This is a genomic window from Ktedonobacterales bacterium (assembly GCA_036557285.1).
Taxonomy (GTDB): Bacteria; Chloroflexota; Ktedonobacteria; order Ktedonobacterales; family DATBGS01; genus DATBHW01.
This window is the reverse complement of sequence record DATBHW010000010.1, coordinates 1-23,633: the sequence shown is the minus strand read 5'-3', so window position 1 is coordinate 23,633 and position 23,633 is coordinate 1. Positions and strand designations below refer to the sequence as shown.

General features: G+C 58.4%; 16 protein-coding genes and 1 tRNA gene. 6 read left to right on the top strand and 11 right to left on the bottom strand.

Annotated elements, in window-relative coordinates; translation table 11 throughout:
- Positions 1-249 precede the first annotated feature (249 nt).
- On the top strand, positions 250-1,500 hold the full coding sequence (locus VH599_03605) for a peptidoglycan bridge formation glycyltransferase FemA/FemB family protein (protein HEY7347380.1): 1,251 nt from the start codon (positions 250-252) through the stop codon (positions 1,498-1,500).
- A 45-nt stretch (positions 1,501-1,545) separates the two neighbouring features.
- Here the strand turns inward: VH599_03605 and VH599_03600 are convergent, their stop codons facing one another.
- Positions 1,546-3,111 (bottom strand): MATE family efflux transporter, encoded by a 1,566-nt coding sequence (locus VH599_03600; GenBank protein HEY7347379.1) that lies wholly within the window; start codon positions 3,109-3,111, stop codon positions 1,546-1,548.
- 251 nt (positions 3,112-3,362) lie between these two features.
- On the opposite strand from VH599_03600, the gene VH599_03595 reads away from it, so the two are divergent.
- A complete protein-coding gene (locus VH599_03595) occupies positions 3,363-5,066 on the top strand; it encodes a right-handed parallel beta-helix repeat-containing protein (GenBank protein ID HEY7347378.1) in 1,704 nt (567 codons plus the stop codon).
- 35 nt (positions 5,067-5,101) lie between these two features.
- On the opposite strand, the gene mutL is transcribed toward VH599_03595, so the two are convergent.
- The 4 genes from mutL to lon all read right to left on the bottom strand — a co-directional run bounded on the left by mutL (position 5,102) and on the right by lon (position 13,542).
- Positions 5,102-6,844 carry a DNA mismatch repair endonuclease MutL gene (mutL, locus tag VH599_03590; GenBank protein HEY7347377.1) on the bottom strand — a complete coding sequence of 581 codons (1,743 nt, stop codon included), beginning with the start codon at positions 6,842-6,844 and terminating at the stop codon, positions 5,102-5,104.
- An 85-nt stretch (positions 6,845-6,929) separates the two neighbouring features.
- Complete coding sequence (mutS, locus tag VH599_03585; GenBank protein ID HEY7347376.1) at positions 6,930-9,701, bottom strand: DNA mismatch repair protein MutS; 2,772 nt, start codon at positions 9,699-9,701, stop codon at positions 6,930-6,932.
- A gap of 214 nt (positions 9,702-9,915) precedes the next feature.
- The gene (locus tag VH599_03580) at positions 9,916-10,980 is read right to left on the bottom strand and encodes a zinc ribbon domain-containing protein (GenBank protein ID HEY7347375.1); all 1,065 of its coding nucleotides are present in this window, start codon (positions 10,978-10,980) and stop codon (positions 9,916-9,918) included.
- Between the two features lie 15 nt (positions 10,981-10,995).
- Entirely contained in the window at positions 10,996-13,542 is a 2,547-nt protein-coding gene (lon, locus tag VH599_03575; GenBank protein HEY7347374.1) for an endopeptidase La, read from the bottom strand.
- A 241-nt stretch (positions 13,543-13,783) separates the two neighbouring features.
- Here lon and VH599_03570 point away from each other — a divergent pair, with 241 nt between their 5' ends.
- Positions 13,784-16,345 (top strand): tetratricopeptide repeat protein, encoded by a 2,562-nt coding sequence (locus VH599_03570; GenBank protein ID HEY7347373.1) that lies wholly within the window; start codon positions 13,784-13,786, stop codon positions 16,343-16,345.
- Between the two features lie 208 nt (positions 16,346-16,553).
- Positions 16,554-16,625: transfer RNA gene (locus VH599_03565), tRNA-Thr, on the top strand.
- Positions 16,626-16,691: 66 nt separating this feature from the next.
- Here the strand turns inward: VH599_03565 and VH599_03560 are convergent.
- The 3 genes from VH599_03560 to VH599_03550 all read right to left on the bottom strand — a co-directional run bounded on the left by VH599_03560 (position 16,692) and on the right by VH599_03550 (position 18,495).
- Positions 16,692-17,858 (bottom strand): site-specific integrase, encoded by a 1,167-nt coding sequence (locus VH599_03560; protein ID HEY7347372.1) that lies wholly within the window; start codon positions 17,856-17,858, stop codon positions 16,692-16,694.
- Positions 17,836-18,051 carry an excisionase family DNA-binding protein gene (locus VH599_03555; GenBank protein ID HEY7347371.1) on the bottom strand — a complete coding sequence of 72 codons (216 nt, stop codon included), beginning with the start codon at positions 18,049-18,051 and terminating at the stop codon, positions 17,836-17,838. The genes VH599_03560 and VH599_03555 overlap by 23 nt, the downstream gene beginning before the upstream one ends.
- A 69-nt stretch (positions 18,052-18,120) precedes the next feature.
- The gene (locus VH599_03550) at positions 18,121-18,495 is read right to left on the bottom strand and encodes a hypothetical protein (GenBank protein ID HEY7347370.1); all 375 of its coding nucleotides are present in this window, start codon (positions 18,493-18,495) and stop codon (positions 18,121-18,123) included.
- Positions 18,496-19,495: 1,000 nt separating this feature from the next.
- Here VH599_03550 and VH599_03545 point away from each other — a divergent pair.
- Together VH599_03545 and VH599_03540 are read left to right on the top strand one after the other, a co-directional pair.
- Positions 19,496-20,095: a helix-turn-helix domain-containing protein gene (locus tag VH599_03545; GenBank protein HEY7347369.1), complete on the top strand. Its 600-nt coding sequence runs from the start codon at positions 19,496-19,498 to the stop codon at positions 20,093-20,095.
- Positions 20,096-20,126: 31 nt separating this feature from the next.
- Positions 20,127-20,789 carry a hypothetical protein gene (locus tag VH599_03540; protein ID HEY7347368.1) on the top strand — a complete coding sequence of 221 codons (663 nt, stop codon included), beginning with the start codon at positions 20,127-20,129 and terminating at the stop codon, positions 20,787-20,789.
- Between the two features lie 65 nt (positions 20,790-20,854).
- Here the strand turns inward: VH599_03540 and VH599_03535 are convergent, their stop codons facing one another.
- The 3 genes from VH599_03535 to VH599_03525 form a co-directional block, all read right to left on the bottom strand.
- Positions 20,855-21,802: a zinc-binding dehydrogenase gene (locus VH599_03535; protein ID HEY7347367.1), complete on the bottom strand. Its 948-nt coding sequence runs from the start codon at positions 21,800-21,802 to the stop codon at positions 20,855-20,857.
- Between the two features lie 327 nt (positions 21,803-22,129).
- A complete protein-coding gene (locus tag VH599_03530) occupies positions 22,130-22,348 on the bottom strand; it encodes a hypothetical protein (GenBank protein ID HEY7347366.1) in 219 nt (72 codons plus the stop codon).
- Positions 22,349-22,522: 174 nt separating this feature from the next.
- On the bottom strand, positions 22,523-23,485 hold the full coding sequence (locus VH599_03525) for a type ISP restriction/modification enzyme (protein ID HEY7347365.1): 963 nt from the start codon (positions 23,483-23,485) through the stop codon (positions 22,523-22,525).
- Positions 23,486-23,633: the final 148 nt, after the last annotated feature.

Below are 23,633 nucleotides of genomic sequence, written 5' to 3'. Positions count from 1 at the left end.
ATACCTGGCATCTCTGGAACCGACTGCTCCGCAAAGTTTTGATGCATACGATGGCCGTCTGGACAACTACCTCCTTGGGCGAGGAGCCACTTCAGTTCGCTCGCCTCGTGGCTTAAACAACTTGCACATCGGGTGACGTTAATTTAAGAATTCGCGCCTGCTCTGTGATCTAGACACCGTGCCAGTGGCCTTGTTATACTGCTGGCAAAATCATTGCTTATTTTTGGGAGATGAGGCGCTCTTTCCTCTATGGAACAACCGACAACGACGCAGCTTACCAATCCGTTAGATAGAGACACAACCAAGATACAACTTAGTCTGCTTGAAGCCGATCAAAGGGCGTTCTGGGATTCGTTTGTGGCTGCGGCCACGCATGGCCATGTGCTCCAATCCTGGGGCTGGGGCGAGCTGAAGGCTGCCTTCGGCTGGCGTGTAGTGCGTGTGGCTCTCTGGGATAGTGACCGGCGGCAGGTTCTGGCGGGCGCGCAGATTTTATTCCGCTCTATCCCGTTCACTCCGCTCTCTGTTGCATATATTCCTAAAGGGCCGGTGCTGGATTGGTCCGATACGGCCCTCTGCCAGCGTTTCTTTCAGGAGCTGCATCCGCTCTTGCGCGCCCGGCATGCTGCGCTGCTGCGTGTTGATCCTGATCTTCCCGAATATATCAGCCTGCCCGACGCCGACAGCGTGGAGGATAAGGGGAAGTCGGCGCAGCGGGACGCCGATGGCGCCGACCCCGGAGACACTTTTGCGGACGTGTACAGGGCTGCTGAGGGTGTCGGCGTTGCCCGGCAGCTTCGGGCGCTGGGGTTTCGCCCGGTGGAAGATAGCATTCAGCCGCGCCGCACTATCGCTGTTGACCTGACGCCTGATGAACGGACCATCGCCCTGCACCAGAAACCGAAGTGGCGCTATAATGCGGGGTTGGCCGCGCGCAAGGGCGTGACTGTTCGTGTAGCCACCAGCGTGGGCGATGTTCGGCGGTGGTATGCGCTGCTGCAAGTCACCGGCCAGCGTGATCGCTTCGGCGTCCATACGTTCGACTACTATGAGTATGCCTGGAAAACTTTTGGGGAGCAGGCCAGGCTTTTGCTTGCTGAGCATGAAGGAAAGCTGCTGGCAGGTATCTTTGTGACGCTCGTGGGGCGCGAGAGCATCTACCTCTATGGCGCTTCGAGCAATGAGGGCCGGAGCCTGATGCCTAATCATCTGCTTCAGTGGGAGGCGATGCGCTGGGCGAAAGCGCAGGGGGCAACCCTCTATGACCTCTGGGGTGTTGCCGAGAGCGAAGACCCGAACGATCCGCTGGCGGGCGTGTACCGTTTCAAGCGTGGCTGGGGCGGTAAGATGATTCGTTATATCGAGTCGTTTGATTATGTTTACTCACCGCTTATCTATAGCGGTATCACGTTGGGGCGCAGTCTGCTCAAGCAAGGCGCTGCTGTGCGCGCTCGCCGCCAGAAGTCTGTGGGAGATGCAGGCGCGGACAGAGGCCAATAGGGCGCCTTGCGCTGTCTGCGCCCGCCCAGAGGTGCTGCTGCGCGGCTAGACGTGGGCTTTGCGCCAGCGACCACTACGGAAGCGCCAGCAAGACAGCGACGCCTGGACCCAGAAATCCGCCGCCATTGCCAGGCGTGCCCCAATGAGGCCCAGCCAGGGAATTAAGAGCAGGGCGATTGGTACGCGCACGCCCCAGGTGCCTGCTGCCCGCACGACGACGGGGAATTTGGTGTCGCCCGCGCCGCGCAAGGAACCGTTGCAGATAAAGCTGATTGCCAGCGCCGGCAACGTCAGCAGCGAAAAGCGCAAAGCCGGAATCCCAGCCTGCACCACACCGTTATCAGCGACAAACAGGCTGAGCAGCATCTGCGGCAGCACCAGGGCGCATATGCCCATGCCAAGCATAAACAGGAAGCAAGGACGTAGGGCTGCCCAGGCCGAGCGCCTTGCCAGGTCGGGGTCTTTTGCCCCCAGTGCCTGGCCGACTAATGTCGTGGCGGCGACAGCAAAGCCCAGCCCCGGCAAGTTGCCGATGCTTTCGATGGTATTGATGGTCAGATTGGCAGCATAGGTTGTGGAACCCAGGTCAACAACCAATCGGCTAAATGTGACTACCCCAAACTGAAGCACAAACAATTCGGCTGCTGAGGGCAGCCCTATCCGCAAGACGCGCCACATGATGCAGCGATCAGGCTTCAATGCCTGGCGAGTGAGTTTTGGGCTGATCGGATGCTGGCGGCTCAAGAAGAACAGGGCCAGGGCCGCGCCCATAGTCCAGCCTGCGGCGGCTCCGCAAGCCGAGCCAATGACGCCCAGCGCCGGGATACCCAGCGCGGCTATACCGTTCATCAAGAGCCAGGAAGCCGCGATATTGGTTCCATTGACCAGCGCCATGACGATCAATGGTCGTCGGGTATCTCCTGATCCGCGCATCGAAGCGTTAGCCGCGTAAGTGACGCCCACCGCAGGCAGACCCAGCGAGAAGATGCACAGAAAAGCTGCCGAGAGGTCGGCGACATCTCCCTGGACGCCCATGAGATCGGTAATGGCATGGACCATTGGCAGCGCCAGGGCAGCCAGCAGGGCGCCAGCCAGCAAACCTAAAAGAAGCGCCTGGCCGGTCCCTTTGCTGCTGAGCGCCTGGTCTTTTGCGCCCACCGCGCGGGCGACCAGGGCGGTTGCGCCCACGCCGACGGCGAAAAAGAGCGTCAAGACGACCCAGACAGTCGTGACGCCGACCCCGACGGCAGACACCGCGTCGGCGCGACCATAGCCAAGCTGCTGGACAGCAGAGGGGCTTAAATGGCCGGTCAGGAACGTGTCGGAAAGACCAACAAATAAAGCTAATAATTGCTCGCCCACTGCTGGCAGCGCCAGCGTCCAGACCCGCCTGCGCAGTAATGCCCGGTCATTGGCGCTCTTTTGTGAGGATGAAACAAGCTCTGCTGGTAGAGCGTTGACCCCAGTCTTGCTCAGGTCTGCCCTCGGCCTGGGGGCTACCAGACCCGTGCCGCCAAATGAACGTGCAGAAACGAGGGAGCGCATGAGGAACGATGCCGACAAAAAAGGGCGCGTCATCATCCGCGCCGGGGAAAACCTATCGCTAAACATACCACGCCACCAATGCCAACAAATGATGTGTTGACGGGCCTCCTCTGCCCGCCCAGTTTGCGTTTCTTACCTGGCTCGTCAGTCAGGCGAACGTACTCAGCATTGACGCCTCCTGTATATTGAGACGAGGGCGCAGGCTTAACGGTAACGTAAAAGTTGCAGACTTGACAGCCGCTCATCAAATTCCTACAATGGGCGACACCAATACGCTTGCTGCTGCCTGTCCCCGCAGCAGCGGAGGGAGGTCACGATTGAGCAGGAGAGCTGTTGCTGGCCGAACGTTCTTGCGCTATCTCTGCACAGTCGCTTATTTACTGCTGTCGCTTGGACTGCTGGCAGGCTGCGCGGGAACGACAGCGCAAACGATCAGCCCTGGGCCGGTTCCAATAGACCAGATCGATCTACCGGAGGTTCCGCCAGGCATTCCGACAACGCTGCGTGTTCCGGCTGATTATCCGACCATTCAGGCGGCAGTTGATGCGGCTCGCCCGGGGCAGATCATCTCGATTGCGCCCAATGTCTATCATGAGGCGGTGAGGGTGAAGACGCCGGGCATTACGATTCGTGGTCAGGATCGCAACGGTGTGATTCTGGACGGCAATTTTACGCTTTCCAATGGGATTGAGATTGAGGCGAATAACGTAGTCGTCGAGAATATGACGGCCCGCCACTATTTTGGCAACGGCTTTTATTGGGATGGCGGCAAAGATGCGAGCCATCCGCTCTCCGGCTATCGTGGAAGTTATCTGACGGCGTATACAAACGGCGATTATGGTATCTACGCCTTCAACTTCCAGAACGGGGAGTTCGATCACAGCTACGCGGCTGGCAGCCCCGACTCCGGCTTTTATATTGGGCAGTGCTACCCCTGCAACGCGATCATCGATCAGGTGATCTCTGAATGGAGCGCGCTGGGCTATTCAGGGACCAACGCGGGCGGCAACCTGATTATTCGTGATTCTATCTGGCGCGACAACATGGCGGGCATCTTGCCAAATACGCTGGATGTGGAGGAGATTCCGCCGGAACACCAGACGGTGATCTTCAACAACGAGGTGTATGACAACAACAACGATCAGGCGCCTACCAAGCCGCTCGAATACCCAGTGATCGGCACAGGGATTGGTGTGCCAGGTGGCGTGGGCAATGTGATCGTCGGCAACCACGTCCATGATCAGCGCAACTTTGGCATTATCGTGCTGGCGAGTATTGATAAGAACTTCTGGGTTCCCTCCGATAATCGCGTCATTGGCAACGTGGTCACGAACTCTGGCGCTGCCGATCTGGCGCTGGCTGTGCCTTCTGGCCCTGGCAATTGCTTCTCCGGCAACACGGCGACGCGCACACTGCCTGCGCTGATTGAGCAGAAATATCCCTGCGATACCGCGCTCGCCAATCTGCAAGGCGGCGACCCCAGCATTACGCCCGTCGTTGTGGCCCGGCTGCTCTATGCCAACGGCGACAGCTTTCACCCGCGTGACTGGAAAACGGTAGATGAGACGACGATTCCGGCTTCTCAGCAGCAGCCATCCATGCCTGGTGTCGAGGGTCCGGCGCTGCCGATCTTCCCTGATTTGAGCCTGTTCAACCTGCCGCCATCAGCCCAGGCGAAGAGTATCAGTCCTTCGGCGTTGACTCCACTGGCATCAGGAGGTTCTTCTGTGTTGCAGTTTTTGCTTGGTATCTACGCTGAGTTGTTGCCTATAGCCATCTATGCCGCCTGGCTCTCGCTCGGCTTCTGGGATCTGGCGCGCAATGAGAAGCTGTCGAATGGGGCGCGGCTGATCTGGATGATTGTGCTGGTTGCTATCCCCATTCTGGGGCCAATCGCATATTATCTCTTTGGGCGATCCGGGCTGTCGCGCTCGTTCCGCGTGATGTTTGTGGCTGGCGCGCCGCTGCTCTATCTCGCGGTCACTGGCCTGCTCGTCTGGATTTCTGCTATGGTAGGCTGACAGCAGGTTCGTAGCCAGGGGCGGCGCTACAAGCATCACCAGTCGAACTGGCGGATGAGAAACTGCTGGCTGTAGTGCAGGAGCAGCGGGCTGCCATGTGGGCAGACTGCGGGGGCCGAGGTCTGGCGTAGGTTTGTCAGCAGTTCCCGCTGCTCGCCCAGGCTGAGCGGCGCGCCCCGTCGCAGCGCGGCATGGCAGGCGACGGCGGCGCAGAAGCGGTCCTGCCAGTTCTCTTCTTCTTCGGCTGCCTCGGCGGCCAGCGCGGGCAGATGCGCGCTCAAGTCTTCTGTACCTGCTAGCGCAGGCGCAGAGCGGATTAAAAAGCTGCGCCCGCCAAACCGCTCGCAGGCAAAGCCCAGCGCGGCCAGCATGGGCAAACGTTCTCCAAGTACGGCTGCCTGACGAACGGAAAGCTCGATGACTACCGGCTCCAGCAAAAGCTGACCTTGCGCCCCTGGCTGCGCGGTCTGCTCAGGCTGGCCGACGAGGCGGTGGCGCAGGTATTCATAGAGGACGCGCTCGTGCGCGCGGTGCTGATCAATCAGATACAGGCCGCCCTGCTGGTCTTCCGCCAGAATGAGCGTTTGACGAATCTGTGTGAGCGGGGTGAGTTCAGCCAGGATGCCCGCGTCAGCCGGGGATATGCTTTCGTTGTAGGGCTGGCGCTGTTCCGCAAGGGGCAGGCCACGCCGTCGGCGCAGCAGCGGCAAGCGATATTGATAGACGTTTCCAGGGCCAGGGAGCGTCTCTTCGAGAGGCTGGAGTGCGCTCTGCCCCAGGGCATCATGCACAGCGTCTTTGAGCGCGGCGCAAATCTCTTCTTCGCGCAGCAGCTTAACCTCGGCCTTGGTCGGGTGGATGTTGGCGTCTACGGCCTCTGGTGGAACACGGATGCTGATGGCGGCCAGCGGATGGCGTCCTTTGGGCAGCATCGATCGGTAGCCTGTTTCCAGCGCGGTAAGTAATGCCTGTGATTGCACCCAGCGCCCGTTGACGAAGAGCATGAGGTGCTGTTTCCCGGCCTGGCTGAGCGCGCGATTACCAAGGATGCCGCAGATTTCAGCGTCGGCTATGTCAATGGGTCCGATCTTCAGTAAGGCATCCGCGACGGGCAAACCATAGACTTCGGCGATAGCCCGCGCCATCTGGCCGCTGCCGCTGGTCTGGAATGCGGCATGTCCGTCCAGAACCAGCCCCACTTTCAGGTACGGATAGGCGACGGCATAGCGCCGCGCAAGCTGGGCCAGATGCGCCGATTCGGCCCGCGCGCCCTTCAGGAAGCGCAGCCGAGCCGGAACATTCTGAAAGAGGTCACGAACGATCACCGTCGTTCCGCGTGGACGCGCGCGGCGGCCCCGCTCGATCACGGCGCCAGCGCGTATCGTGAGCAGGGTTGCCAGCCCTCTCTCTTCAGCTTCGGTGATCATCGTGACTTCGGCGACGGCAGCGATGCTTGCCAGCGCCTCGCCGCGAAAGCCTAGTGTGCGCAGGCGGCTCAAATCTTCCACCGCCCGAATCTTGCTGGTGGCGTGGCGATTGAACGCCAGCGTTGCCTCGTCGGCAGGGATGCCGCTGCCATCATCGCTGACACGCACCAGGCGCAGCCCGCCGCCGCGTATCTCGATCTTGATGTCGCTGGCTCCGGCGTCAATGGCGTTTTCCAGCAGCTCTTTGAGGACCGACATCGGGCGCTCGATCACTTCGCCAGCGGCGATCTGTTCGGCTACCTCTGGCGGCAAAAGGGTGATACTCTGGCGGTCAAGATGCGTAAAGGTCATGGATGTATGTTCCTGTGTGTTTGCTTTTATACTTGCTTCTATAGCTGCTGCGCTGTGTGTCGGGCTTTCTGAAAGCTGCGCTTGCTCAATGCGAATTGCTGCTGCGGCTGGCCTGTCCTTGCAGGAGCGCGCGCGCCTCTTGCTGAAGCGCGAAGAGGCGATTCATGGCCTCCAACGGCGTAATAGCGGCGACATTTAAGGTTAACAGTTCGTGCAGGAACGCGCTGGCGCTGCTCTCAAATACGGCTCCGGGCAGGGTGAAGCCATTGTTAAGCGCGGCAGGTGGTCCGGCAGCGTACCTCTCAAGGCTCTCATCCAGGGCATAGGCTGCCGCTGGTTCGGCAACCAGCGCGCGGCGCGCGGCTGCTTCTGCCCGCGCTGACGGCCCAGGGTTTTGTTCGATCTGCGCCAGCACTTCGCGCGCGCGCTGAATGATGCTCGCTGGCATGCCCGCCAGCCGCGCAACCTGGATACCATAGCTGCGCCCGCCGCTGCCCGGCAGGATGCGATGCAGGAAGACAATCTCTTCTTCCTGCTCGTTGATTGCCATGGTATACGCTCGCAGTGCTGGCAAAAGCGCGGTGAGGCTGGCAAGCTCGTGGTAGTGCGTCGCAAAAAGCGTGCGCGCCCCGACGGTGTGATGTAGATGTTCGACAACGGCTCTGGCAATTGCCAGCCCGTCATAGGTACTGGTGCCGCGCCCGATCTCATCAAGCACGATCAAACTGTGTCGGCTGGCGTGATGCAGGATGTTGGCCGTCTCGACCATCTCAACCATAAAGGTTGACTGCCCGCTGGCGATGTCATCATGCGCGCCAACACGGGTGAAGATGCGGTCTACCAGCCCAATACGCGCCTGGCGCGCCGGGACAAAGCTGCCGATCTGCGCCATGAGGCAGATCAGCGCGACCTGGCGCAGAAAGGTGGATTTGCCCGCCATGTTGGGGCCGGTGAGCAGGAAGATGCTGCCCGCCTGCTCGCCCATCGCGGCATCGTTGGGGATGAACTCGCCGCCATCCAGCATTTGCTCGACAACGGGATGGCGGCCTGCGGTGATTACTATATCGGTAGTGGTATCCAGTTGGGGGCGCGTATAGCTGTTGCGCGCCGCCACCTCCGCCAGCCCCAGCAGCACATCCAGCCGCGCCAGCGCGCCTGCTGTAGCGTTGAGCCGGGGGTAGTACACCCCTGCCTGCCGGAGCAGGTCGGCAAAAAGCGTGCGCTCAAGCTCATCAATGCGTTCTTCGGCGTTGAGGATGCGTGCCTCGTGGTCCTTGAGTTCTGGGGTGATATAGCGCTCGCCATTGACCAGCGTTTGCTTGCGCAGGTAGTCGGCTGGCACGCGGCTGCTGTTGGCGTGGCTGACCTCCAGATAATAGCCAAAGACTTTGTTATAGCCGACGCGCAACGACTTAATGCCGGTTCGCGCGCGCTCTGCCGTCTCCAGCCCGGCGATCCAGCGACGCGATTCGCTGATAGAATCAATCAACGTATCCAGGTCGGCGCTGTAGCCGCGCCGAATGGTGCGGCCCTCGTTGTCTTCTCCGGTGGTGATGGCGCGCTCGATCAAAGCGGTCAGTTCGGGGCAATCCTCCAGCGTCTCAGACACTTCTTGCAGCAGTTCGGCGGTGGTTGACCCCAGCGCCGTTTGCAGATGCGGGACAACGTTCAGTAGTTCGCGCAGCGCCAGCAGTTCGCGTGGGATAGCCGTACCCTGGCGTACCCGCCCGGCCAGGCGCTCCAGATCGCCCAGGCCATCCAGCAGGCTGCCAAGCCTGGCGCGCAGGGAGGGGCGATCAATCAATTCTTCGAGCGCGTCGTAGCGGCGGTTGAGTTCGACCAGATCGATCAACGGCTGCGTCAAGACGCGCCGCATGAGGCGTCCGCCCATCGCGGTGCGCGTCTGGTCAAGAATTGCCAACAGCGAGCCTTTCGGGCCGCCGCGCGCACCTTCGAGGAGTTCGAGGTTGCGCTGCGTGTGGGCGTCCAGAACCATAAATGTATCCGTCGCGTAAGTGCGCAGGCCGATGAGCAGGCTCAGGAGCGCCGGATTCATTTTATCCAGGTAGGCAAGGATGGCTCCGGCAGCGGCCACCGCCAGGGGCAGACTGGCGCAGCCATATGCTTCCAGTGTACGCACGCCGAAATGGCGGCAAAGCCGATGGGCAGCCGCTTCCGGCTCGAACGCTGCGGCTGGCAGGGTGGTCAGGGTTGTCTGGCGCGGGAGTGTGAATGGCGCTGCCTGTCCGGCTGCGCTTCGTTCCTGTCCCGTTTCTTGCTGGGATGAAGATTCTTGGCGCGATTGCTCTGTAACCAGGCGCAGTGGCTCGGCGATCAGGCACTCGACTGGCCGCAGCCGGTGCAGTTCAGCCTCCAGGGCGATAGGCACGCTTCCGCCGGGCAAGCTGGCGACGGCAAACTCGCCGGTGGTCACATCAACGTAGGCCAGTCCGGCAGTATTTCCGTCGCGGCTGAGCGCGACGGCTGCCAGATAATTATTCTGGCGCGGGGGCACCAGCCCTGGCTCGGAAAGCGTGCCTGGTGTGAGGATGCGCGTCACGGCGCGGTCTACCAGACGCTTTCCCGGTTCACTGACTTGCTCGCAAATCGCCACTTTGTATCCTCTGGCGATTAAGCGGCCAGCATAGGTGTCAAGCGCGTGGACGGGAACGCCAGCCAGCGGTACCCGATTCCCCGCCCCATATTCACGCGAGGTCAGCACGATTTGCAGTTCGCGGGCGACGAGGTGGGCGTCCTCATCGAAGGTTTCGTAAAAATCCCCAATCTGAAAGAGGAGGATGGCATCTTGATGCTGCGCCTTGATCTGGAGATATTGGCGTCGTGCTGGTGTGGTCATGGCGCGCCCCTCCCAGGAGGGCAATAGAATAGATGTTCAATACCGGATGTTTCTTATTGTAGCATGTTTCGGGGCAGGATGTGAAATGACCGCTGGTTGGGCAAAACAGAGAAAGCCTCTTGTAGAGTATTCTGCCGCGCCCCCTTGAATGCGGAAAGATGAGGAAAAAGGACTGGTCAGCTATCCATTATTGATAGCTGACCAGTTGAACTGCTCAAAACAGCGCCAGAGTAGAGAGGGCCAGGGACGCTATTTCCGCGCTTGTCTGCAACTCGTTTATTTTGGCGCGCAGGATGAGCAGTTGCTCGTTTTCTTTGGTGACGATGTAGTAGCCCGCAAAGAATCTCGTTCCGCCCATTTCTTCGGCCTTGAGGTGCACATTCACCTGGACCGTCCCATCACTCTGCGGTTCGGCGCTGTCAATGGTGATGGTGTCGTGTATAGTGTTCTGGAAACCATCGGCGAAGCTCTTGCGGCTCTGCTTTTGCGGGTACTCCGGCGAAAACAAGTCATAGGCGGCGTCGTAGTTCTTCGCGTTAATATAAGCATAGAACTGCTGAATGAGATCGCTGGCTGTTTTCGGGGTGAGAACAACCGGCGTGGGGCTGGGCGTGACGACGCTGCCTGTCGGTGTCTGTGTCACGCCTGGGGTCGAGGTAGAGGGTGTGCCGTTTGTTTGAGGATTGCCCCCTGCCCCACGCAGAACGAGGAAGAGGCCGCCGCCAACGATCAACGCCAGCCCCACCAGTACGGCTGCCAGGACGAGCGGCCAGCGCGGCCCCCGACGAGGAGGAGGCCTGCCCGGCCCACCGGGCCTGTAGGGTGGTGGTGTCTGTACGCCCGCGCGAGGGGCGTTGACGGTGAAAGTGGGCGACTCGTTGGCCGGGGCGGGGCTATAGCTTGCTCCCCATGCAGGAGGCGGTTGGGGCGTATATCCAGGAGGAGGACTGGCCTGGCCCCAGGGCGCGGGTGAAGGCTGGTTGGCTGGCGGGGGAGGCGTTCCCATCGCTGTAGGAACGTCACCGAGCGATGGGTCCGATACCAATCCAGGCGAAGGCTCGATGGGGGCGCCGCAGCGGCGGCAGGCACGCTCCTGGCTTCCCACTAAAGCGCCGCATTGTCCGCAATAGAGCGTGCCAACGGATGAAACCGGTATGCCAGGGGTAACGGGCGGCCCTGAGCGGGTGGCGTTCTCATCAATCCGCGACCCGCAGTGCTGGCAGAAAAGTTGATCTGGAATCAGCGGATGCCCGCAGGTTCCACAGAATTGAACGGCCACCGCAGCCTCCTCATGTTATGAGTTTGGAGTTGATACCTGCGCGGGGCGCGCTATCTTGCGCAAGCGCGGCTTGGGCCGCAGCGCATCCTGCCGTGATCGGCGCTCACCGTCATGCCCTTTTCGTGCCGATGAGCTACCCTTGCCTTTGGCCTTGCTCTCTTCCTGTGGTTCGGGTGGGTGAAGGGTTGCCTCAAGCGCCTGCTCGATGCGGTCCACAAAGAGAAACCGAAGCTGGTGGCGCACATCTTCCGGTATCTCTTCCAGGTCTTTCTCGTTCCTCCTGGGGAGGATGACCGTCTGAATCCCAGCCCGATGCGCTGAGAGGACTTTCTCTTTGACGCCGCCAATGGACAAAACCCGCCCGTGAATCGTAATCTCGCCGGTCATCGCTATCTGGCGTCGAATCGGCCTTCCGGTCAACGCAGAGATAATGGCAGTGGCAATGGTAATGCCTGCCGATGGTCCTTCTTTAGGCTGCGCCCCTTGTGGCGCGTGAATGTGAATGTCGCGCCGCTCATAAAAATTGGGGTCTATGCCCAGTTGTTTCGCGTGCGAGCGGATATAGGCCATAGCTGCCTGGCCTGACTCTTTCATGACCTCGCCCAGGCGGCCTGTGAGCATCAGGCTGCCGCGCCCATCGGCCAGCGTCACTTCGATGCTCTGAATATCCCCGCCGCCGCTGGTCCAGACCAGGCCAGTTGCAACACCAATCTCATCGGCTTCTTGCGCTTCGGTATGCAGGTGTTTGGGCGGGCCGAGGTACTTTGGCAGCTTTTTGGCGGTAATCTCCGTTTTACTTTTGCGTCCTTCTACGACTTGCCGCGCCACTTTGCGTAGTACCCGCGCCAGTTCGCGGTCCAGATTGCGCACGCCTGCTTCATAGGTGTATTCACGAGCCATCCGGCGCACAGCGCCATCCTCAAAGGCAACGCGGCTGCGGGTCAGGCCGTGGTCTTTCATCTGCCTGGGGATAAGAAAACTGCGCGCAATGCGCATCTTCTCTTCTTCCGTATAGCCAGGCAGTTCCACGACCTCCATCCGGTCACGAAGCGCCCAGGGTACGGAATAGAGCGAATTAGCGGTCATGATGAAGATGACATGCGAGAGATCGTAGGGAACCTCCAGGTAATGATCGGAGAAGCCGTGATTTTGTTCCCGATCCAACACCTCCAGCAGGGCTGAGGAGGGATCGCCACGAAAATCTGCGCCCAGCTTATCAATCTCGTCCAGAATGAAGAGTGGATTGATCGTCCCGGCAAGCCGCATGGTCTGGATGATACGTCCGGGCAGCGCGCCAATATAGGTGCGCCGGTGGCCGCGAATCTCTGCTTCGTCGCGGATGCCGCCCAACGAGAGGCGCACAAATTTGCGATTGAGCGCCTGGGCGATAGAACGGCCCAGCGAAGTCTTGCCGACCCCTGGCGGCCCAAGGAAACAGAGGATGGGGCTGTGGGTTTGCGGCGCCAGCTTGCGCACAGCAATATATTCAATGATGCGCTCTTTGGCTTTCTCCAGCCCATAATGATTCTCATCGAGAATGCGGGCAGCCTCGACGGGGTCGAGCCGGTCCTCGGTGCGCTGATGCCAGGGCAAGGCCACCAGCCAATCGAGGTAGGTACGCACAATGGTCAATTCGGGGGCCATTGCTGGCATCGCTGCCAGCCGGTCTAGCTCGCGGTTGGCGCGTTCGGCTACTTCTTCGGGCATGCCGCAGGAGACGATCTTCTCGCGCAGTTCCATGCCTTCGCGGATGGTCGGGTCATGTTCGCCAAGTTCGCGCTGGATGGCTTTCATTTGCTCGCGCAAGAAGTATTCGCGCTGAGATTTATCAACTTCCTGCTGCACCTGGGTCTGAATCTGGTTTTCCAGTTCCAGAATATGCAGTTCTTTGGAGAGCATGACGCTGATATTCTGGAGGCGCACCAGGGGATCGAAGGTTTCCAGCGCGAGCTGCCGCTGGGGCATCGGCGGCTCCAGTGTGGAGATGATGAAGTCGGCCAGCGCGCCAGGAGCATCTATATTGAGGGCTGTCACATAGGCTTCTTCGTTCAATGCGCGGCTCAGTTTGATGCACTTCTCAAAGATGCCCAGGGTGGCGCGCATCAGGGCTTCGATGGCAGGAGTCTTTTCGACTTCTTCCTCTATCGGCTCAACCTTTGCCCGCAGATAGACTCCTGTGCGCAGTACACGCTCCAGCTTGAGCCGACGCTGCCCCTGGACCAGGACGTTGGTGGTGCCATCGGGCATCTTGAGGACGCGCCCAATGACGCCTTCAGTACCCACCGGATAGACATCATCCGGGCCTGGCTCCTCCACTGTCTCGTCCTTCTGTGCGACCACGACAATAGTGCGCTGCCGGGTCATCGCTTCTTCGATGGCGCGCAGCGAGCTATCGCGTCCCACAAACAGCGGGGCTACCATGCCTGGAAGCAGGAGTGTATTCCGTACCGGCAGAACGGGTAGCTCTCCCAGCGCCACTTCAGCCAATGTCTGTTCTTCCTCAATAACCTCAGCCGCTGCCTTCGATTTCTTGCGAGATGCAGCCCCTTTTCCCGTTGCCATGCGTGGCTTTTCCTCCAATGCTAGTGGAAACCCCTTGCTGGTCATTATAACGCACCAACTGGGGACTGGCAACGGTGTGTGACTGCTGGAGTGAAGAGGCGGGGTGCTGCTCAGCGCCCCCCGATAGGTGGTGGAACTGCGCCCACCCGCCGCTTGACCCGCCAGGAGCCAGTCTGGTATGCTTGATTCAACCAGCGCGCGTTCGATCTTCTGAACGCGCTGCAAGGATCTGGGAGCAAGCATGGAGTATCTGGACTTTGACGTGGAGCTTACGGCTCTGACTGGGCGAGACTACCGAGCGGCAGTGCGCTCGCCTGCTGGCAAGGCAAACGCCATAATGCGCTTCCCCTTTGATGAAACCCTCCTGGAAAACCACCTGCTCAAGCTGCAAAATGCTCTGCTGCGCTCTGGCGAAGAACGCCGCCGGGCGCTGACACCAGAAGAACAAGCGGTGCGCGGCTTCGGGCGGCAGCTTTTTGAGGCGCTGATAGCCGGAGACGTGCGCGCCTGCTATGACCAGAGCCGCGTCAGAGCTAACCAGGAGGGCAAGGGTCTGCGGCTGCGCCTGGATGCCCAAGTGCCAGAACTGGCCGCCCTGCCCTGGGAACTGCTCTACGACCCGACTGAGAGCGAGTACATCTGTCTCTCGCGCGCCACGCCCATTGTGCGCTATCTGAATCTGCCAGGCGCCAGAGAGGCGCTGCTGGTCACACCACCGCTGCGTATCCTGGGGGTGGTTGCCAGCCCCAACAGTCCGGCGACCCCTGCGCTTGATGTGGCAAGCGAACAGGCGCGTCTGGAGCGGGCGCTGAGCAGCCTGAAGGCGCGCGAGCTTATCGAATTGGTCTGGCTGGAGGGCCAGACCTGGCGCGCTTTGCAGCAGGCCATGTGGGTTGGCCCCTGGCATATCCTGCACTTCATTGGGCATGGCGGCTTCAACGAACGGGCCGAAGAAGGCATGCTTGCGTTGGCGAGCGAAAAGGGCGCCCTGGACCTGCTGAGCGCCACCCAACTGGGGCGCGTTCTGGCCGACCACCCCTCGCTGCGCCTGGTTGTTCTCAATGCCTGCGAGGGCGCCAGAGCAGGCAAAGGCGACATCTTCTCCAGCGTTGGCGCTTCGCTGGCGCGGCGCGGCATCCCCGCCGTACTGGCAATGCAATACGAAATCACAGACCACGCTGCCATCGAACTGACGCGCACCTTCTACGAAGCGCTGGCGCACGGCCTACCGGTGGATGCCGCCGTCACCGAAGCGCGCATCGCTATCAACGTGGGCAGCAACAACTCGCTCGAATGGGGTACGCCCGTCCTCTTTCTGAGCGCCACCGACGGCGCACTCTTCCACCTGCCTCCGCCAGCGCCGGAAAAAATGTTAGGGCAATGGCTGGAAGAGGGTATCGCCCATCGCAAGGCCAGGCGATACTCACTGGCGCTGGAAGCTTATGAACAGGCTCTCCGGCTTGCCCCCAACGCTGCCGCCGCCGTCTTCGGCAAAGGCAATGCCCTCTGGGAACTCAAGCGCCAGGACGAAGCTCGCGCTATCTATGAAAGCGCCTTTCAACTCCCTGCGAACAATGCAGCGGCCCATCCCCAGAAGGGCATCGCACTCTATAATCTCAAGCGCTACGAGGAAGCCCTGGCTGCCTTTGAGCGCGCCCTTCAACTCGACTCTAGCGATCCGCTCGCCTCTAATGGGAAGGGCATCGCGCTCGTTGGCCTGAAGCGCTATGAGGAAGCCCTGGCCGCCTTTGAGCGCGCCATGCAGCTTGACCCTCACCTTGCGCTCGCCTATAGCAACAAGGGCATTGCGCTCCAATCCCTCCAGCGCTATGAGGAAGCCCTGGCCGCCTTTGAGCGCGCCCTTCAACTCGACCCCACCTTTCCGAATGGCTATTTTGGCAAAGGCATGGTCCTCAACAATCTCAAGCGCTATGATGAAGCGTTGGCGGCCCTGGAGCGCGCCACCCAACTCGATTTTCATCATGCGCAACTCGACTTTCAGAAGGGTTTTGCGCTCAGCAACCTCAAGCGCCACGCAGCAGCCCTGGCGGCCTATGAGCGCGCTATCGAACTCGACCCGAACCTGGCAGGCGCCTATACGAATAAAGGCTGGATGCTCGTTGAACTCCAGCGCTATCAGGAGGCGCTCCCCGTCCTGGAGCGCGCCATCCAACTCAATCCCAACTCTGCGCCGACTTATAATAATAAGGGCGGTGCGCTCCGGTCCCTCCAACGCTATCAGGAAGCGCTCGCCGCCTATGACCGCGCTCTCCAACTCGATCCCACCGACGCGCTTCCCTCCAGGAACAAAGGTAATTTACTCAGTGACCTCCAGCGCTACGACGAGGCGCTCGCCGCCTATGACCACGCTCTCCAATGTGACCCCGCCAATGCGCTCGCCTACAGCGGCAAAGGTTATGCGCTCAAGCAGCTTCGGCGCTATCAGGAAGCGCTCGCCGCCTCCGACTATGCCATCCAACTCAATCCCAATCTTGCCAACCCCTATTTCAACAGAGGCTACGCGCTCAGCCAGCTTCAGCGCCACCAGGAATCGCTCACCAGCTACCAGCGTTGTATTCAACTCGACCCCAACAACGTTGATGCCTATAACAACATCGGCTGGGCGCTCTACAATCTCCAGCGCTATCAGGAGGCTTTACCAGCCTATGACTACGCCATCCAACTCAACCCCACCTACGCGCTTCCCTACTACAACAAAGGGCTGCTCTTCCAAAAATTAGGTCGAAAGCGCGAAGCCAACAAAGCCTTCCAAAAAGCGCGAGAGCTTGGCTATCATGGGTGAGCAAAAGAATATGAAGCGGAATCCTTGGGCTGCTGGCAACCAACGCGGCGACGGCGCCTGGCAAATGAATTCGAGGCTTCGGACCCGCGCGGGCTGAAACCACTGCTGTGCGTTAACCGCCTGGATACGATTGAAAAATCCTTGACAATGAGCCTGGTTCTGCGCTATGATAGGGAGGCCGTCAGGGGAAGTGCCTGCTGCGGTTCTGGCCGGCGTAGCTCAGTGGTAGAGCAACGGTTTCGTAAACCGTAGGTCGTGGGTTCAAGTCCCACCGCCGGCTCCGATTCACACCGCTCCACAGCTTGTGCGAGCGGTGTGATTTTATCTCCCCCCGCTTGCCATTCAATCAGTTTGACTGCGAATTTGACTGCGATTGGTCTTCATCCCCTATTTTTCGCAATGCCCGCTCCATCGCCTCCATCGCTTTTTGTTGAAGCTCCGGAGCGTCATGCCCATAAAAGCGGTCGGTGATGTAGCTATGCTCGTGTCCGAAGGTTTCGGAGACACCTTCGGTCTGGACTCCCATCTTTTTCATGATGTGGGCAACGCTCTGACGGAGATCATGAAAATGGATACGTGGGAGGCTCGCTTTTTCAACGAGCGGATAGCATGAGCGCTTCAAGAAGTTGGTGGCCTCAATGGGGCGGCCTATGCCATTGGGAAAGACCAGATCATAGCTATCATCCCAAATATCGCGTAAACGCATGCGCTGCTCAAGCTGGCGTTTCCGATGTTCCTGCAATGCCTCAATAACGGGAGCAGCAAGCCAGATCGTTCGCCTGGAGCGTCGTGTTTTCGGCGGAGTAAAGAGGAACTCCCCGTGAATGTAGGAGAGTGTCGCTGTCACTTTCAACGTTCCGGCTTTGAGGTCCACTTCAGGCCACTGCAACGCCAGCAGTTCACCTTCCCGCATGCCAGTGTAAATCTCCAAAACGTATAGTGCCTCCAGCGGATCGCCGACGATAGTATCCAGAAACTGGCGTGCCTGCTCAGCAGTCCAGGTGGGTCGCTCTTCGCGGTTAATGGGTGGCGGGTCAACCCGATCACAAACATTGTATGCCACCATGCCAAGGCGCAGCGCTTTTTCCAGCGCCAGATGCAGCAGCGCGTGCATATGATTGACGGTCGTGGGCGACATGCCATTCTTGAGGTAGTGGGAATACAGCCCCTGGACTTGTTGAGGGGTCAACTTTGCCAGGCGTTGACGACCAAGCACTTTCTCAATATTGGCAACAAACTGCTGATAGCGCAAATGGGTGCGCGCCTTAATGGCTGGTGGCTGGACCATCTCTAGCCAGCTTGCCAGATACTGCTGAACGGTCTGGCGCTCGTCGGGGACGGCCAGGCTCTGCTTCAGAGCCTGGCGTGCATCATGGAGCGCGTCGATGATCTCCTGCTTTTTCTTGCGATAGATCGTTTTGCGTTTACCATCTGACAGTGTGAGTTGCGCGCACCAGCGTCCGTCACTGCGCTTGTAAATGGTCCCCTCGTTATTGCCACGCCTGGTTCCCATGTTCTTGCTCCAATTCTGAGGCGATATAGGCTTCCAGCGCCGAAACAGGGATACGCCGGAGCCTGCCAACCTTCACGCTCCTGATACGGTTTCGGCTTAGCAACTCGTAGAGGAGTGTCACACCGATACCTAAAGAGTTTGCCGCTTCCCTGGGCGTCAAAAGCAATTTAACCGTCTGCTGTTGTGTAGCCATCTTACACCTCGCAATTAAATCGGTGGCTCGTCGTAACCGATGCCGCCGCAATCGTTTGCTGCCATCTGCCTATGCTGCACTGGCAGACTCGGCCAGCAGCCCTTCCGGCACCCCCAGCGTCAGATACCAGACCGAGCGATGTTGCGTGGCATACAAGCCTTGATCTACATGGACAACGCGTTGGTGCGTTTGTTGCTGCCAGCGCTGCATGTGCAGCAGGAGTTCACATCGAGCCTGGAGCGTTTGCGCAGTGATCGCATCCTGCGCATGTGCCATTTGCTTTTGAAGTGTGCGCAACATGGCCCGCAGCAGCCCTTGCTGCACTTCGAGTGGACTCGGCCACCTGGAAGGGGTGGAGCAATGGGGTTCTTGAGGAAGCTCTGAATGGGGTATAAGCGCTTCGCACAGATCTTCTGTGGTGACTGCGATAAGTTCTTGCGCCACCAAGGGAACCTGGGGCGTGTGTTCTGCTGGCCCAGGCGCTGCCCTCATACAGAGCGGCTCCATGTCACGGACATGTGCCTGCATGAGTCGGCGAATGTGTGCTGGCTTCCTCCACTGCAATCGCTCATCCCAGGCCAGGGCAAAGGTCAGGTGCTCTTCTGTTAGCACGACGCGTTCAGCACCGACCAGATGTGGGTTGGCGGCTACATCTGCCCAATAAAGGCCGTCTGCAAAGAGGCTCAAGACGTGGGCAAAGCAGAGGCCATAGGCGCTACAGCGCTTGCGCAGACTGGGCTGCATCTGCCTGGTCTCTGGATCGCACAAAGGGGTGTTGTCGAGCACTTCGGCGGGTAGAATGCAGGTGCCCAGAAATCCGAAGCGTTCAAAAAACGTGCGAGGAGCGTGAGAACAATGTGGAGTAGTGATTGGCTCCCGCTTGTGCTGATGGGCATATTTTAGCACAGGAGTCTGGGGTGTCATGCCAAGTCCTTTCTTGCTTGACATGCCAGGGTAGTGGTGCAACAATGCGCACGAGGACCCTGGCCGCGCTATTCGACGTGCAACCGGAGACTCATCGCTGGCTTGCGTGTACACTCACGCGAGTCAGCATTGTTTTTACTGCCTCCTCTCTCCTTTGGATAATTATATTTCTTTAGAAATTATTATATACTATGGAAAAATGATTTGTCAACGGAATGCTAATCGTGCTATGCTGTTCTCGACAGTATCACCCTGAGGGACCGTATGCACAAGAGTTCCGATCCCTATCGAGACTATATCACGACACCAGAAGCTGCCCGACGCTCAGGCTTGACTAGAATTTACCTTGCTCACCTGCTTAGGAGGGGAACATTAGAAGGCTTTCATCTCGGTCGTGATTGGTTAGTGTATACTGATTCCCTGGAGCAATTCCTCGCAACCCCTCGTAAACCTGGCCCGAAAGGTCCTCGTAAAGGATCTTCAGAACGCCATCCCACTACCTCGCTAACTAGCAGTGGTAGTGACCAACAAAGCGAGGATCGTTAGAACATCTTTTCCTTCCCACGTCATTGAAAAACGTATGTGTTACTCTGTAGCTGCTTCTTATTATGGTTTAGAACAAGCCAACAGTACAGGCACAAAATGTGGCGGAATCCAAATGGGTTGCGCCACAAAAGCGGACAGGAATGTGGCTATGCCGAAGAACAACGCTCCATCACTCGCCGGCCAATTTCTCAAAAGCTACCGAAAGCAGTATCATCTGAAGCAAGAGCAGCTCGCAGAAGCCTTGAAAGTGGAACCGCGCACCCTCCGTGCTTGGGAGAATGGAGAGAGGCAGCTCAACAATATCAATGAACTCTACCGTATTGCAGACCTGCTAGGCGTTGACCCAGAGCAGCTTGGATCAGCAAACTCCCTTATTATCCCAAGGACGCCAGAACAAATCGATGAGATCATTCAGCATGCCTGGTCACTCGTCGAGGAGTCGCGCTTACGTGAAGCACGAGCGATCATAGAGCGCCTGGCACAAAATGTCCGTACCCTCATCACCACAGAAGACCCCAGCCTCTTACGAAGCCTTGCCCCACACCTACCACAGCGCGGGGTACATCGTTTCTGAAGCGACACAAGCCCAGGAATCTTACGAGGCGATGCTGCACTATCAGCAGATGGAGACCATTGCCCGCATCATCAAAGATGATACCCTCCTCAATATTGCTCTGACGTATCAGGGAGACATGTATAGACGACTGGGAAACCTGGAGAAGGCCGCCACCTATCTTGAAGCGGCCAGAGATACAACTATGCAAGCAGATAAGGCGGCACGTGGAAACGGTATCCAGCTCCTCGCGCGCGTGTATCTGAGAAAACGAGAACTCGGGAATTTTGAATATGCCATGAGGCAAACCGAGGAACTCGCTCACACGTTCGACCTGGCAACAAGTAGCACGAGAGGCCACTATAACCCGGGCACAGTCTATGAAGAATATGGACGCAGCTATGCAGAGCTGGGACAGATCGCTAAAGCGATGGAGTATCTGGATCAAGCGCAAAAAACACTCCCACAAACGAAATTCTGGGAGCTCCTCTTAACGATATCCAGAGCGGTAGCACTGGTCAAAGGCAATGAGATTCAAAGCGGGGTACAACTCGCTGTTGAAACCACAGAAGAGATCAAAAAAGTGGGCGTACTCAGGTTCCTGGATCGCATTCAACTGATAAACAAGCATCTGGAACAATTAGAAAGACAAATAGGAACGCTGAGAAAACCATTGCAGGAAGCCCTATACGGCAGCCAAGTGGTAGATTACTAAAGAGCGAGCACTGCACAACGGCGTGCAATACGGTGCTTCTCCGCCTATATTAGATCTGTTCCCCTCTAACTCGAAACGTACAAGATCGCTTTTCCGATGAACTGACGATTCAGTAACTGCTGCGCTACCTCACCAATCTGCGTCCAGGAAGCTTCTATGGCGATATGGGGATGAAGCTGTCCAGATGCAATCAGGCGAACTAAGCGACCGAGGTCCTCAACCAGGGATTTCTGGGAGAGTTCGTAGAAGATATTAAAGCCGTAGAGGCTTACTCCTCCGGTCAAGAAGAAGTGGCCGACGTCAAAGGTGGCTTCCGAACTACCCGAGACCCCATAAGTGACACACTTCCCTCCTGGCGCAAGCAAGGTGAGGGCGCTTGCGAGTGAACGACCGCCAACCGATTCCAGGATCAGATCATATGGGCCAAATTCATGGGCTTCAGACAAATCTTCACTGACGACTACCTGATTGGCTCCTGCTGCTTTGGCGGTCGCTTCACGACCTGGCTGCCGAACCACGCCAATCACCTGTGCTCCTGCCTGCTGAGCAAGTTGACAGGCAAAATGACCAACGCCACCTGAGGCTCCAGTAACTAAGACCCTGCGATCAAGCAGGAGACCTCCGAGTTCGAGGGTCCACAGGGCAGTCAGACCGGCAACTGGTAGTGTTGCGGCCTCGGCAAATGCGAGTGAATCTGGTATTTCAGCCAGCTGCGTCGTCGGTACTGCTACTACTTCCGCCCAGGCTCCAGAGTGAACTATTCCAACCACCCTGGAGCCCGCACGCGGCCCCGAGCCGTCGGCTGCCTCCTTCTCAATGATTCCTGCCAGGTCCCACCCTGGCCTCCAGCCTGCCTCAGAAGTTGAGATGTTACGAACTTCGCCGCGATTGAGCGAGATCGTTTTCACCCGAACAAGCGCCTCAGAAGACGAAGCAGCAGGAAAATCGACGTCCCGGATAACCAGGCGCTCCGGTAAAGAAGAACCAGTAAGAACAGCGCGAATAGAACGCATATGGTGCTCCTCCCTGAAAAAGGGATTGATGCGAGAGGCAGAGGTCTTCTTGCTTAACGTAACATGCTTGCTCGCTTGAGCATTCCTCTCTACAACCAGCATTCCTTTGTCTTTGTCCACAGGGCAATCATCGTCAATGCGATCCAGGGATCGACCAGCGGATGGGCCACAGGCGTGAAGGTGGACTTGGCTACTTGATTCCAGAGGAAAAAGCCATCCCATTGAGCTGCTTCGGCTTCCTGCGCTCAGCCCATCATGGTAGCAGCCCTCTAGCTTACCATCAGGCAGCAATTTTTTCAACATACAACATGTTAGCATGTTAGGGGGTTATGAACCACCTTGAATGGTCGCGGCGCCAGGGAAGGGAACCCCCAATGTGCCGACCAGAGAGGCAGGCAGCAGCGAGGTTCTGATCTCATGACCGAGATCAAAAAAGAAGCTGGCAAAACCGCCCGCCAGGCTGCTACGCTTCAACCAGCCCCAGCGCGAGCCGCAGATCAATTTCAAAGCCAGGGTAGATTGCCAGGGGTATCGTCTGGGTGCCACCAGGGAGGTGCCCTCAAAGATAATTGTCGCGCCAAACTTCCCCAGCGTGCGTGTGTGCTGAGTTATTACATTGTCGCTCAGGCGATACATCAAGGACTGCCAGCCCTGACACTGGCTGTTGAACGGACGCAGCAAAGGCTGCGTGAACGCCACTTCATCCAGTCGTGAAGCACGTTAGCTCATCGGCCAGCCGCCCTGTTCCTCAATAGCTTCGTCAACTGCCGCCATCAGGCGGATGGTTTCGGCCAGTGCGGTGATGATCTTCTGGTAGTGTTCCTTTTCGGCGTGGGTCAGCGTGCGCCCCTTGCGGTCCTTCAGCCACTTCTGGCAAACCTGATAGCCGCCGACGTGAAACTCCCAGACCTCTGGTGGCACGCCCGCAAAGTACTGGGTCTTGTTGATCCAGACACGCCCCGGTTCCTTGTCTGGCACAGGTGGTGTATACTGTACAGTGTCTACCAGGTCATCGCCCTTGACCGGATAGTTGGTCGTGAGGGGTATCTGTCCTTCCAGCAGGTGCAGCCGCACCAGTTCATCGCCCAGCGCGCAGAGCGCCCGGAAGAGATCGGCATTTGAGGTGAGCGGCAGGCGCGGAAAATCGATTTTCAGGAACTCTCCATACCGCTCGCGGTAGGTGGGCGAGTGGAAGACGGCATACAGGTAGCTGAACACGTCCTCTGGACCGAATGTTTGCTGGCGGTCTCCCTTACCATCCTCAACCCAGGCCATTCCCAGCCGAGTCTTGGCATCTTCAATAAAAGCTGGTGAGAGGTTTGCGCGACGACCACCCGGAGCAGATGACATCTGCCCCTCACCCCATAGCCCATCTTTGGGAGCATCGGGGTAAAGGTAGAGAGGAAAAAGATATGACCGCTCTTTGCTCTCCAGTGAGAGCGTGCAATCATTGATAATGCGATTTGTGCAAAGTACGTGTTCAAAAGTGTCATTTACTAGCCGATTAGTGATAATCCCTGCATTTTTCCCAGCAAGCATATGGCGCATAACCTCGCCTCGAGGTAACTCTACCACATCCTCATGGTGGTAATAGGTTCGATTGTCGAAAGGCCGATAGAGGCACTCAGTGAGGTAATCACCCCAGTGTTGGTTGGCAGCAAGAGACCGCCTTCTTGCTGACAGCTTCCAATCTCTAAGTAGATAGCCATTGAAATTTAGAGGACTTCAGACCACAGCGGCGCAACCGCTCGTCATTGGTGAGGCCGTCGAGCCAAGCTACAGCTCGCTCGGCTTCTTCCTCCAACGAGGCATACGCCCGATTGGCCGCGAT